Here is a 12,356-nt window from a genome sequence, read left to right on the forward strand (position 1 = left end):
ACAACTGCACAACTGCACAACTGCACAACTGCACAACTGCACAACTGCACAACTGCACAACGGCGCATCCGGCGACGGGCGTTCAGGCCCGCGGCAGGGCGCGCAGATCCTCCGCCAGGCGGGCGATGCGGCGCTTCCACGCCCGGAGCGCGGTGTGCCGCTCCGCCGTGAGGCCGGCTGGTCCGGTCTGCGTGAGGACGAGCCGGGCGCCGTGACCCGTGCCGGGCGTCAGCTCCCAGCGGACCCGTCCCACCGTACGTCCGCCCGACTCCCAGGCGTATTCCAGCAGTTCGGGCTCTTCGACCGAGGTGACGGTGCCCGCGTCGACCTTGCCGTGGGTGAACCCGGGCGGCACCGTTCCTCCTGCCCCGAGGCCGTCCCCGTCCGCGAGCAGGGCCCAGACCCGCTCGGCGGGCTGGGTGAGCTGGCGCTCGAAGCGGACCACCCAGCCGTCCACGGTGTCCGAGTACACCCCGCCGTCCAGGCCGAACTTCTCGACGTACGCGTCGTGCAGCGAGGGCACCGGGTAGCCGGGCTCGACGGGCCGGTCGTCCACCACGGCTTCGAAGGCGTCGAGGCAGACCTGCCAACCGCTCGCGTAACTCGCCGCGGCGTAGCGGTCGTCGAAGACATGGGTGAACACCAGACGGCAGCCGGTGCCCTCGGGGGACAGCTCGAAGCGGATCAGGTCGTCGCTCTCGCGGGGCATCTCCGCCGGGGCGCGGGTGCTGAAGGCGAACAGGCGCGGCGGGTCCAGCTCGGTGACGACGGCGTCCAGCGTCATGCCCGCACCGTCGTCGAAGCGGATCTTCCCGCCCAGGCGCAGTTCCAGCTTCGTGGCCCGGAACGGGTACCACCGGCTGAGGTGCTCCGGCTCGGTGACGGCCCGCCAGACCTTCTCCCGCGGATGGGCCAGCATCCGCTCGATGCGCAGGACGGGGCGGCCGTCCGCCGTGGTCAGCGTCTCGTTCATGACGGTTCCTTCGGATCGGTCCCGGGCTCGTCCGGCACGGGGCCGGAGCCGGGTGCGGAGCCGGGCGGGGCGGCGTCCGGCATGGTGTCGAGGTGCCGTTCGAGGGCGTCGAGCCGCTGCTCCCACAGACGCCGGTACGGCGCGAGCCAGGCGTCGACCTCGGCCAGGGGCTCCGGGCGCAGCTCGTACCACCGCCGCTGGGCGTCCCGGCGGACGTGGACGAGGCCGGCCTCGCGCAGCACGCGCAGATGCTTGGAGGTGCCGGGCTGGCTGATCCCGAGGTGGCCGGTCAGCTCACCGACCAGGCGGGGGCGCTCCAGCAGCAGATCGAGGATCCGCCGGCGGGCCGGCTCCGCGAGCACGTCGAAAGGTATGGACACATGCCCGAACATACTCCTGGGGCTATATAGCCGCAAGGGAATGTACGTCCTGGAGATCGCCGGCCGCTTCCGCTCAGCGGCGGCGCAGCTCGCCCGCCGTCGACCCGGTGCGCTCCCGGAGCAGGATCCGGAGCGTGTTGGCGTGCTCGTAGCCGACCTTGCGCGCGATGACCTCCAGCGGCATGTCCGTGGTCCGCAGCAGATGCGAGGCTCGTTCGATCCGCAGGTCCTGCACGAAGCGGACGGGCGAGGTGCCGAGCGTGCGGCGCACGGCCCGCTGGAGGGTGCGCTCGCTGACCCCGATCGCCGACGCGCCGTCCGAGATGGCGATCGGCTCGTCCAGGTGCACCCGCGCCCAGCGTTCGAAGGCGGCCACGGTCGGATCGCTCTGCGCCAGGGCGGCCGAGATGGTGTACGCGGCCTGGGACGGGCGTTCGTCGACGACGAGATAGCGCGCGACGAGATCGGCCAGCGCCGGGCTGCTCATCCGGACGATGGCGAGCGCGAGGTCGACATGGCCGAAGGCCGCGCCCGCCGTCGTCACCCCGCCCGACGACGTCACCATGCGGGTCTCGTCGATCGTCACCGCCGGATAGCGCTTGCGGAAGTACGGCGCGAGCCACCAACTCGTCGTCGCCTGGCGCCCGTCGAGCACGCCCGACTCGGCGAGCAGGAACGTGCCCGTACAGGCCGAGGCGACGGGCGTACGGCGCTCGCGCGTCGCCGCCACCAGCTTCCGCGCCGCCGCCGACACGGGTCCCGAGACGTGCGCGATGAGCGCGTCGGGCCGGCGTTCCGCCAGCGCGGGCACCAGCAGGAGGTCGCTCTTCTCCGCCTCGGCGACGGGTGCGGTCTCGACCACATGGCCGGCGCCGGTACGGATCCGGCGGCGGAAGCCGACCGTCGTGACGTTCCAGGCGGGCGGCGGCTCGGGGAGCTCCGTCCGCATGGCGTTCGCCCCGTCCAGGACGTCGAGGATCGCGGCGAGTCCCGAGTCGAAGACGCCGTCGTATGCCAGCACTGCAATATCCATGGCGGAAACCGTATCGGAAGAGTCGCTTGCGACACTGGGAGGAGGGGGGTGGTCCTCCTAGGTTTGCTGATGTCCGGACACCGGCCGGTGCGACGGCACCGGCCCCGCATCCGATACGACCACCACCCCGACAGGAGCACACGATGAGCAAGCTCGGCCTGCTGGCCCGGATCGAAGCCAAGCCCGAGTACGCCGACCAGGTCGACGCCATGCTGCGCAACGCGGTCCAGCTGGCCCGCGAGGAGGCGCACACCGTCACCTGGTTCGCGTTCCGCCAGAGCGCCACCACCTTCGGCGTCTTCGACACCTTCGAGGGCGAGGACGGCCGTAAGGGCCACCTGGAGGGCAAGATCGCCGCCGCGCTGATGGACGCCGCCCAGACGATGCTCGCCGAGGCGCCGGACATCAAGCCCGTCGACATCCTGGCGGTCAAGCTTCCCTGATCCGGCCACGCGTACGGACCGGGAGCGCCCACTTGTGTCGGGAACGCTATCGAAGCTGTCGTGAGCGACGCTCCCGCGGGACCGCCGTACGCGCCTAGGTTCGCGGTACGGGGGCGAGCACTCCTCGCCCCCGTACCGCACGCACATCCACAACACGCCCCGCCGGACGGGGCATTCGAGGGACGGAACGCACCATGGCGCAGCCCGCCACCCAGCCCCCCACCACGCCCGAGGTCTCCGCGACCGGCACCGCAGCCCGCGGCGCCACCGGCAGCGGCACCGGACACGGCACGGACGCCGACGGGGTCCGCTCCCGCATCCACACCTGGGACCCCCCGACGTCCTACGCCGACGCGGGCAGCCGCTCAGGACTCGAACTGGCGCGGATGAGCCTCGACGGGCGCCTGCCGTCCGCACCGATCTGCAGCACCCTCGGCTTCCGGCTCGTGGAGGTCGAGGAGGGCCGCGCGGTGTTCGAGGGCACGCCGGGGGAGCACCTCTTCAACCCCATGGGCACGGTCCACGGCGGCTTCATGGCGACCCTCCTGGACTCCGCCCTCGGGACGGCGGTGCTCAGCGCCCTGCCGACCGGCCGCGCCTACACCACCGTCCAGCTCGGGGTGCATCTGGTCCGGCCCGTTCTCGGCACCACCCCGGCCCTGCGCTGCGAGGGCACGGCCGTCCACGTCGGCCGGACGACGGCGACGGCGGAGGCCCGGATCGTCGGGACGGCGGACGGAAAGCTGTACGCGCACGGGACGACCACGTGCGCCGTCTTCGCCGTGCCCGGCGCGGCCTGAAGAGCGAGGATGAAGCACATGAGCAGGACGACGGTCGTCAACCTCAAGGGCCACCGCGACGATCCGGACTACGCGGACGTCGTCTACGTCGGGCGCGCGATGCACCGCGACGGCTGGGACCTGAAGGGCTCACCGCTCGCCAGCCCGTTCCGGCCGGGGCCGGACGGCACGCGGGAGGAGGTCGTGGCCAAGTACCGCGAGTATCTCCTCGGCCGTCCGGACCTGCTGGAGCTGCTGCCGGAGCTGCGCGGCCGGAGGCTCGGGTGCTGGTGCGTCCCCGAGGCGTGCCACGCCCAGGTCATCGCCGAACTGGCCGACTCGCTCGACGCGTAGACCCCCTCCACGTCACTGCCCGTACGTCACTCCCGCGGGCGGCTCCCGGAGGAATTCCCGGCCCGGACGCAGCCTTTCGCCGCCGGGTGCCGTCCTCCGTAGTGCGGCCCGGAGCGGGGCCCGAGCTGTCCGGCACGAGGTCGGGGCGGCGGCACTCGATCCCGGCATGGGCGGGTTCGGCGACCACGAGGGAGATCATGACGGAACGCGGCAATGTCACCCGGCGCGGCCTGCTCGGCGCGACCGGTGCCCTCACCACCGCCGCGGTCGCGGCCATGGCGGTGGCGGGCTGCGGGCCGTCCCGCCCCCGCGGCCGTCGCGGCGTTCCCGAGCCGGTGTCCTTCCTGCGCACCTCTTGGTCTGCCGACCCCTTCGCCCTGTGCGCGTACTCGTTCCTCGCCCCCAGCCCCCTGGGCCGGTCGGTCCGGGCGAAACTGGCCGCCCCGGTGGGCCAGCGGCTGCACTTCGCCGGCGAGGCCACCTCCGGCGAGGCCCCTGCGACGACGACCGGCGCGCTGCTGAGCGGCCGCAGGGCCGCACGAGACATCCTCGACACGGCGCGCGAGGGCGCGCGGATCACGGTCGTCGGGGCCGGGTTCGCCGGGCTCGGCTGCGCCCGCGCCCTGGCGGACGCCGGGATGCGGGTGACCGTCCTGGAGGGGCGCGACCGTACGGGCGGCCGGACGTGGACGCGGCGGATCGCCGGAGTGCCCGCTGAGATGGGGGCCTCCTGGATCCACACCTGGCGCGGCAACCCGGTGACCGAGCTGCTGCGACGCACCGGAGGCCGCGCCGTGCCCTTCGACTACGAGAACACCGTCGGCACGGACGAGGCGGCCATGGCCGAACTCGCCCGCTACGCCCGCAAGCTCGACGCCGTCGGCAAGCCCGACACGACGCCCGTGTCCGCGGTCTTCCCCGATGCCCCGTCCGCAGGACTGCGCTGGGCGGCCAACATGACGTACACCCAGGAGTACGCCACCGAACCCGACGAGCTCTCCGTCAGCGCCCTGGAGGAGGGCACCGGCGGCCGGGGCGGGGACGTCCTGCTGCCCGACGGCTACGACCGGATCGTCGACCGGCTCCGCGGCGACATCCCCGTCCGAACGGGCGCCACGGTCACCGCCGTCCGTCACGGCGACGACGGCACGACGGCGATCCTCGACGGCGGTGAGGAGATCGTGTCCGACCACTGTGTGGTGACCGTGCCCATCGGTGTCCTCAAGGCCGGCCGCATCACGTTCGACCCGCCGCTCCCCGCCGCCAAGCGGAGCGCCGTCGACGCGCTCGGGGCGGGGCTGATGGACAAGCTCTGGCTCCGCTTCGACGAGGTGTTCTGGGACCGCGAGGCCGACGCCCTCGAATGGTTCGACCCCGACGAGCCGGGCCTGTGGTCGTACTGGGTCAACGGTCACAAGGTCTTCGGCGAACCCCTTCTGCTGGGCTTCAACGCGGGCCGCTCCGCGCACCGCCTCGCCCACTGGTCCGACCGCCGGGTCGTGTCGAGCGCGATGGACGCCCTGCGCCGTATGCACCGGGGATGAGCGGCGTAACAGGGGCTCACGCCCGCACGAGGGCGTGGGGACGCATGACAGCATGACCGGATGACCGAGCTGCTGCGGCGACCAACGGGCGTGGACATCCTGGACGTTCACCGGCTCCGCCTGGCCGAGACCGCCCCGCCGCTGGTGCCGCCCGAACACCGGGCGGCCATGGACCGGGTCTGGGACGACGCCGTACGCGCCAACCCCAGCCTCTTCGACGGGCCGGTGGCGGCCTGCACCGGGCTGGACGCGGACGGCGCGGGCCGCCTGACCATCTCCTGGGCGAGGACCACCTACCGGCACCGTGCGCTGCGCCGCGTGCCGGGCGCCGCCTTTCTGCCGTCCCTGTTCGTCGGCGTCCTGCAGCCGGACGACGACGGGCGGCTGGTGGTGGGCCGGGGCTCGCCGTCGACGGCCGCTCCCGGGCGCTGGCAGCTGCCCGGCGGCACCGCCGAACCGCCGGAGGACCACGCGTCCCTCGACGCGGCCGCGCTCCGCCGCCATGCCGCGCGCGAGCTGGCCGAGGAGACCGGTGTGGACGCCCCGCCGGACGGCCTGGACTTGTGGTGCGTCACGCGGGGCACGAACGGGAACGTGGGCGTCCTCTTCCTCGCGCCGCCCCGCCCGGCGGCCTGGCTGCACGACCGCCACGCGGCCCTGGTGTCCGCGGAGACGGCCCAGGGCCGGGAGCCCGAACTGGACCGGATCGCGCTCGTCCGCTCCCCGGCCGACGCGGCGGACGACCTCCGCGGCCCGCACGTGGACTACCTGGACGCGGTCCTCCGCCGGTACGCGGAGCGGACGCGCCACCGCGGCGCCTGATCATCTCCGGCCACAGCGGCGGGATCCTCCGCGGAAGGCCGCTGTTCGGATCACCGGTGCGAGCCCTTCCGGTGATTGCCGGGCGTCCGCGCCCGCCCCGGTCGCCGACCCGGGTACGCCGTCACCGCAGAGACGTGCAGCGCGATGCGGTGAGGAGACCGGAGATGTACGCAGTGGTGCGGCGGTACGAGGGCGTGACCGACCCGGCCGAGGCGGGACGGCGGGTGAGCGAGGGGTTCGTACCGATCCTCCGAGAGGTCCAGGGGTTCGTCGCCTACTACTGGGTCGACGCCGGGGGCGGCGTGATGGTCTCGACGAGCGTCTACCAGGACCGGGCCGGTGCGGAGGCGTCGAACGAGCGGGCGGCCGGATTCGTCCGGGAGCACCTCGCCTCCCTGCTCCCCAGCCCTCCCGAGGTCACGGGCGGCGAGGTCGTGGCGCACTCCTAGCGGCCGGGCGCGCCTGCCGGAGGCGTCGTGGCTTGCGCGGTGGCGGGGGCTGTCCCATAGTCCGGAGGTATGGACGCGCGCGACGCGGCGCTTCGGCAGGCGTACGACCATGCCCTCCGCTGGCTTGAGAGCCTCTCCGACCGCCCGGTTCCCGCCCGCGCCTCGGCCGAGGAGATCGTGCGCGCGCTCGGCGCCGAACTGCCCGACGACCCGAGCCCGCCCGCCGACGTCGTCGACCTGCTGGCCACGGCCTGCGAGCCGGGTCTCACCGCATTTCCCAGCGGCCGCTTCTACGGCTTCGTGATCGGTGGCACCGAACCGGCCGCGCTGGCTGCGGACTGGCTCGTCAGTGCCTGGGACCAGAACTGTGTGATGCGTGCCGTCTCACCCGCGTACACGGCCGCGGAGGACATCGCCGGCGCCTGGCTGCTGGATCTCCTCGGCCTGCCGGACGGCAGCGCCGTCGGCTACACCACGGGTGCCACGATGGCGAACTTCACCTGCCTCGCCGCCGGACGGGACGCGGTGCTCCGGCACGTCGGATGGAACGTCGCGCGCGACGGACTCGCGGGCGCGCCGCCCGTGCACGTCGTCGTCGGCGAGGAGCGCCACATGGCCATCGACGTGGCGCTGCGCTACCTGGGACTCGGACACCCCGACGCGGTCGGGGCGGACGACCAGGGGCGTATCGACCCCGACGCCTTGCGGCGCAGTCTGGCGGACGCGGGGGAGTGCCCCACGATCGTGGCCCTCCAGGCCGGGGAGATCCACTCCGGCGCCTTCGACCCCTTCGCCGAGACGATCCGCGCCGCACGCGAGGCGGGCGCCTGGGTGCACGTCGACGGCGCCTTCGGCCTGTGGGCCGCCGCTTCGCCGCCGTACGCACATCTGACGGCGGGCTGCGCGGATGCCGACTCGTGGGCGACGGACGCCCACAAGACCCTCAACGTCCCCTACGACTGCGGCATCGCGATCGTCCGCGACCCGGCCACGGTCCGGGCGGCGATGGGCGTACACGGCGACTACCTCATCCAGCACGAACAGGGTGACCCCAGCGACAAGGTCCCCGAACTCTCGCGGCGCGGCAGGGGGTTCACCGTGTGGGCGGCCCTCAGGTCGCTCGGCAGGACGGGCGTGGCCGACCTCGTCGAGCGGCTGTGCCGGCACGCCTCCGCGTTCGCCGCCGGGATCGCGGCGATCGACGGCGCAACCGTGCTCAACGACGTGGTCTTCACCCAGGTCTGTGCCGAGTTCGGCAGCGACGACCGCACGGAACGGGTGCTCAGCCGGCTGCTCGACGACGGCACGACCTGGATCAGCGGCTCCACCTGGCGCGGCCGGCGCGTCATGCGGATCTCGGTGAGCAACTGGTCGACGACGGACGAGGACGTGACGCGGGCACTGGACGCGATCCGCCGCGCCGCCGCCACGGCCTGACGGGCACGCCGCCGTGGCGCGGACCGCCCGCCCCGGCCGGAGGAGGCTTCGCGTCAGGACGGGGCGAGGACGCAGAACTCGTGGCCTTCCGGGTCGGTCAGGCAGGTCCACGGGACGTCGCCCTGGCCGACGTCGAGGTCGGTGGCACCGAGGGCCCGCAGCCGGGCCACCTCCGCCGCTGTGTCGTCACCCGGGTACGGCAGCAGGTCGAGATGGATACGGTCCGGCACGGTCTTCACGTCGGGCGTGCGGAGGAACTCCAGATACGGGCCGACCCCCGCGGCGGAGCGCAACGTCGCCTGATCGTCGGTCACCTCGTGCAGGGTCCAGTCCGTCGCCTCGCCCCAGAACCGGCCCATGGCCCGCGGGTCCGCACAGTCGACCACCACCGCGGCGATCGGTCCGGTGTCCCGGTAGATCTCCCGGGGCTCCAGCACGCAGAACTCGTTGCCCTCCGGGTCGGCGAGGACCGTCCACGGCACCTGGCCCTGGCCCACATGGACGGGTGTCGCACCGAGAGCCCGGAGGCGCGCGACCAGCTCCGTCCGATGGGCCGCGGAGGTGGTGGCGAGGTCGAGGTGCACACGGTTCTTCGTCGTCGTCCTCGGTTCCGGGACGGGAACGACGTCGATGCCCACGGCGACCGGGTCCGGCCAGACGAGACCGCCGGCGGGTCCGACGTACGTGGTCACGCCGGGGCTGTACGCACTCCAGCCGAGCGCCTCCGCCCAGAATCGGCCGACCGCCGAGGCGTCGAGAGCCTTGATGATCACGTGAACGGGTCGCAGCGCCATGCCGGCGATCCTATGCACTTAAGACTCGGCGTTTCAGTCGGGTTTGTGGCGCTCCATTCGGCCCAGCAGGGCGTCATGGTCGGCCTGTTGGGCGGAGAGGCGCCGCTGCAATGGGCTTTCCGGCCCCGGGCGGGTCGTTGGCGCGGTCCCGGCTCGGGGCGGGCACTGTTTCGCCGACCGTTAGGGCCGGAGGGTCCCCGACAAGGCCCACACCGCATACACCAGCCCCGTGACCAGCGACTTCACGAAGAACGGTGCTCATCAGGACAGTGCTCACAGGGCACGCCTGGGACGCGGCAGTCGACCGGTGAACGCGCAGCGGGCCCCGTTTGACCTTGACACGGTGACAACGCCTTCACTGCTTGCCGAGGAGGTGGTCACGATGACCATGGCGAGACAGGACACGGATGCGGTGCGAGTGCTCCGGGGGCTGGAGGACGGCCGTTCGTCCGTGCGCCTGCGGGCTGCTCTGGCGGCCGGCACGACGCCGGACCCGCGCTTCGTCGACAAGCTCGTCAAGCGCTGCGCGATCGAACCCGCGTTCTTCGTCCGCGAGATGCTGACCTGGGCGCTCACCCGCCACCCGGTGTCCATGACGCTCCCCGGGCTGCTCCGCGAAGTCCGCTCGGAGCGTGCGCAGGCACGGAGTCAGACGCTGCACACGCTGTCCAAGATCGGGGACCGGCGGGCATGGCCGGCGATCACACAGGCGCTGTTGTCCGACGCCGACGACGAGGTGGCGCGGAGCGCCTGGCGGGCCGCGGTCGTGCTCGTGCCGGAAGGCGAGGAGTCCGCGTTGGCCGCGGAGTTGGCGAAGCAACTCGGGCGCGGGGGACAGGGGACGCAGCTGAGTCTCAGCCGGGCGCTGATCGCGCTGGGCGGAGCCAGTGAGCCGGCTCTGCGTGCTGCGGCGACGGCCACCGACCCGCGGGTGCGCGCGCACGCGTTCGCCACACAGCGGATGCTGCGGGACCCGGAGGCCGGATTCGAGTTCGCGATCGAGGAGGCGAAGCGCGCGGTGGTCCTTGCCCGGTCCGGCCAGGAGGGACAATAGGACGTGTTGATCGGTGAGGTGGCGCGGAGGTCCGGGGTCAGCGCCCGCATGCTCCGGCATTACGAATCGCTCGGCCTGGTGCGGCCTGCGGGCCGTACGGGCTCCGGATATCGGGAGTACTCCGGGGAGGACATCCGGCGGATCTTCCAGATCGAGTGCCTGCGGTCGCTGGGGCTGTCGCTGCGTGAGATCGGTCGCGCGCTGGACGATCCCGGCTTCACGCCCTCGACGCTCGTCGGCGACCTCATCCGTCGGACACGCGACCGCATCGCGGCCGAGACCGAACTGCTCACGCGGCTGCGCCGGATCGATGCCGCGGACCCTGCCGGCTGGGAGGACGTCCTCCAGGTCGTTGCGCTCCTCCAGGCTCTGGGGTCGAAGAGCGCCGACGCACGCCAGCGCGCCGCCCTCTCCTCGGCCGACGAGGTTCCGGTGCCGGTGGAGGCCCTGGTCGAGGCGGCACTGGGCGAGACGGATCCGAACGTCGCCGGAGCCCTTCGTTGGGCGCTGGCGCGTTCGGGCGACGGTGGTCCGGCGCTGCTGGCGGAGGGTCTCGGCTCACCGGAGGCCGCGGTGCGGGAACGTGCCGCACAGTCCCTGGTCGAGATGGTCGATGGTGAAGCTACCGCGCAGCTGCGGGACGCTCTCGCGAACCCCGACGTCGTGGTCCGCGGGTATGCGGCTCTGGCGCTCGGGACACGCGGAGTGGCCGAAGCGGTCCCGACGCTCGTCGACATGATCGTGGAGGGACGGAACGACACCGATGCGGCCGATGCGCTCAGCGTGCTGGCCGGCGACACCGCGACGGCGGATCGGATCGCGACCAGGCTCGTCGACCGCCTCGCCCTCGACACCACTGAAGCGCCTGCGCGCGGACGGCTGACCCAGGCGCTGGCGGGCATCCCGGGGACGACGGCCTCACATGCCCTCGAGGACCTGTCGCATGACGAGGACCGTGCCGTTGCGCTGACTGCGGCGTACCTTCTTCAGCTACGCGACGCAGGGTGACGGGGCTCTCCCGGGAAGAACACGCCCCATCTTGCCCGACCCCGAAACGCCCGGGTCAGCAGCGCCCGCCCCCACCGGCGGGCCCATCGCGACGCTGAGCCGGGCCGACTCCGGCGCGCCTCGGCAGAGCCGTTCGGTCGCGTACCCCCGGGCTCCTGGTCTGGGCTCGATTGCATAAAGCTGCCGCATTCCGTATAGTCATGCCATCGAGAGGGAGGTTCGATGGCAGTGCGCGTGGCAGTCGCCGGAGCGAGCGGATACGCGGGCGGGGAACTGCTCCGCCTGCTCGCCGGGCATCCGGCCGCCGAGATCGGGGCCGTGACCGCGAACAGCAACGCCGGGCAGCGGCTCGGCGCGCTGCAGCCGCATCTCCTTCCGCTCGCCGACCGCGTCCTCGAGCCGACCACCACCGACGTCCTCTCCGGGCACGACGTCGTCTTCCTCGCGCTCCCGCACGGCCAGTCCGCCGCTGTCGCCGACGAGCTGGGGGAGGACGTCCTGGTCGTCGACTGCGGTGCCGACTTCCGCCTCCAGGACGCCGAGGCGTGGCAGACCTTCTACGACTCCCCGCACGCCGGCACCTGGCCGTACGGCCTTCCCGAGCTGCCCGGCGCGCGGGCCGCGCTGCGGGGCACCCGGCGCATCGCCGTCCCCGGCTGCTATCCGACGGCCGTCTCGCTCGCCCTGTTCCCGGCCTACGCCGCCGGGCTCGCCGAGCCGGACGCCGTGATCGTCGCCGCGTCCGGCACCTCCGGGGCGGGCAAGGCCCTCAAGCCCCATCTGCTGGGCAGCGAGGTCATGGGCTCCATGAGCCCGTACGGCGTCGGCGGCGGCCACCGGCACACGCCCGAGATCATCCAGAACCTGAGCGCCGCGGCCGGTGAGCCGGTGACCGTCTCCTTCACGCCCACCCTCGCCCCGATGCCCCGCGGCATCCTCGCGACCTGCAACGTCAGGGCGAGGCCCGGGGTGACGGCGGCCGCGGTGCGCGAGGCGTACGACAAGGCCCTCGCCGCCGAACCGTTCATCCAGCTGCTCCCCGAGGGCCGGTGGCCGTCCACCGCGGCCGTGTACGGATCGAACGCCGTCCTGATCCAGGTCGCGTACGACGAGGCCGCCGGCCGGATCGTCGTGATCAGCGCGATCGACAACCTCACCAAGGGCACCGCCGGCGGCGCGGTGCAGAGCATGAACATCGCCCTCGGACTCCCCGAGGAGACCGGTCTCCCCATGACCGGGGTCGCCCCGTGAACCGGAGCGGCGCCGCGAGCGGGGCCACGACGAAG

Annotated in this window: 14 protein-coding genes; 10 read left to right on the forward strand and 4 right to left on the reverse strand. The window is 73.0% G+C overall.

Going from position 1 to position 12,356, the window contains the following annotated elements; translation table 11 throughout:
* Positions 1-82: 82 nt before the first annotated feature.
* From ABZ822_RS12240 to ABZ822_RS12250, 3 genes are all read right to left on the reverse strand, one after another.
* On the reverse strand, positions 83-973 hold the full coding sequence (locus tag ABZ822_RS12240) for an SRPBCC family protein (protein WP_360851025.1): 891 nt from the start codon (positions 971-973) through the stop codon (positions 83-85).
* Positions 970-1,353 (reverse strand): metalloregulator ArsR/SmtB family transcription factor, encoded by a 384-nt coding sequence (locus tag ABZ822_RS12245; RefSeq protein WP_360851028.1) that lies wholly within the window; start codon positions 1,351-1,353, stop codon positions 970-972. The genes ABZ822_RS12240 and ABZ822_RS12245 overlap by 4 nt, the downstream gene beginning before the upstream one ends.
* 73 nt (positions 1,354-1,426) lie before the next feature.
* The gene (locus ABZ822_RS12250; protein ID WP_360851030.1) at positions 1,427-2,386 is read right to left on the reverse strand and encodes a helix-turn-helix domain-containing protein; all 960 of its coding nucleotides are present in this window, start codon (positions 2,384-2,386) and stop codon (positions 1,427-1,429) included.
* 143 nt (positions 2,387-2,529) lie between these two features.
* Here ABZ822_RS12250 and ABZ822_RS12255 point away from each other — a divergent pair, with 143 nt between their 5' ends.
* From ABZ822_RS12255 to ABZ822_RS12285, 7 genes are all read left to right on the forward strand, one after another.
* The gene (locus tag ABZ822_RS12255; protein ID WP_360851033.1) at positions 2,530-2,829 is read left to right on the forward strand and encodes an antibiotic biosynthesis monooxygenase; all 300 of its coding nucleotides are present in this window, start codon (positions 2,530-2,532) and stop codon (positions 2,827-2,829) included.
* A gap of 194 nt (positions 2,830-3,023) precedes the next feature.
* Complete coding sequence (locus ABZ822_RS12260; RefSeq protein ID WP_360851036.1) at positions 3,024-3,629, forward strand: PaaI family thioesterase; 606 nt, start codon at positions 3,024-3,026, stop codon at positions 3,627-3,629.
* 18 nt (positions 3,630-3,647) lie between these two features.
* Complete coding sequence (locus tag ABZ822_RS12265; protein WP_360851039.1) at positions 3,648-3,962, forward strand: DUF4326 domain-containing protein; 315 nt, start codon at positions 3,648-3,650, stop codon at positions 3,960-3,962.
* Positions 3,963-4,159: 197 nt separating this feature from the next.
* The gene (locus ABZ822_RS12270) at positions 4,160-5,506 is read left to right on the forward strand and encodes an FAD-dependent oxidoreductase (protein WP_360851041.1); all 1,347 of its coding nucleotides are present in this window, start codon (positions 4,160-4,162) and stop codon (positions 5,504-5,506) included.
* Between the two features lie 60 nt (positions 5,507-5,566).
* Entirely contained in the window at positions 5,567-6,328 is a 762-nt protein-coding gene (locus tag ABZ822_RS12275; RefSeq protein ID WP_360851044.1) for an NUDIX domain-containing protein, read from the forward strand.
* Positions 6,329-6,492: 164 nt separating this feature from the next.
* Positions 6,493-6,777, forward strand: coding sequence for a hypothetical protein (locus tag ABZ822_RS12280; RefSeq protein ID WP_360851047.1), 285 nt, complete (start codon positions 6,493-6,495; stop codon positions 6,775-6,777).
* 69 nt (positions 6,778-6,846) lie between these two features.
* Positions 6,847-8,214, forward strand: coding sequence for an aminotransferase class V-fold PLP-dependent enzyme (locus ABZ822_RS12285; RefSeq protein ID WP_360851050.1), 1,368 nt, complete (start codon positions 6,847-6,849; stop codon positions 8,212-8,214).
* A gap of 53 nt (positions 8,215-8,267) precedes the next feature.
* On the opposite strand, the gene ABZ822_RS12290 is transcribed toward ABZ822_RS12285, so the two are convergent.
* Positions 8,268-9,008, reverse strand: a complete 741-nt coding sequence (locus ABZ822_RS12290; protein ID WP_360851052.1) for a VOC family protein — start codon at positions 9,006-9,008, stop codon at positions 8,268-8,270.
* Positions 9,009-9,390: 382 nt separating this feature from the next.
* On the opposite strand from ABZ822_RS12290, the gene ABZ822_RS12295 reads away from it, so the two are divergent.
* The 3 genes from ABZ822_RS12295 (at position 9,391) to argC (ending at position 12,321) form a co-directional block, all read left to right on the forward strand.
* Entirely contained in the window at positions 9,391-10,062 is a 672-nt protein-coding gene (locus ABZ822_RS12295; RefSeq protein WP_360851055.1) for a HEAT repeat domain-containing protein, read from the forward strand.
* A gap of 3 nt (positions 10,063-10,065) precedes the next feature.
* Positions 10,066-11,070, forward strand: a complete 1,005-nt coding sequence (locus tag ABZ822_RS12300) for a MerR family transcriptional regulator (protein WP_360851058.1) — start codon at positions 10,066-10,068, stop codon at positions 11,068-11,070.
* A gap of 222 nt (positions 11,071-11,292) precedes the next feature.
* Positions 11,293-12,321, forward strand: a complete 1,029-nt coding sequence (gene argC, locus ABZ822_RS12305; protein WP_360851061.1) for an N-acetyl-gamma-glutamyl-phosphate reductase — start codon at positions 11,293-11,295, stop codon at positions 12,319-12,321.
* Positions 12,322-12,356 lie beyond the last annotated feature (35 nt).

Source organism: Streptomyces sp. NPDC047108 (assembly GCF_040643575.1).
Classification (GTDB): Bacteria; Actinomycetota; Actinomycetes; order Streptomycetales; family Streptomycetaceae; genus Streptomyces.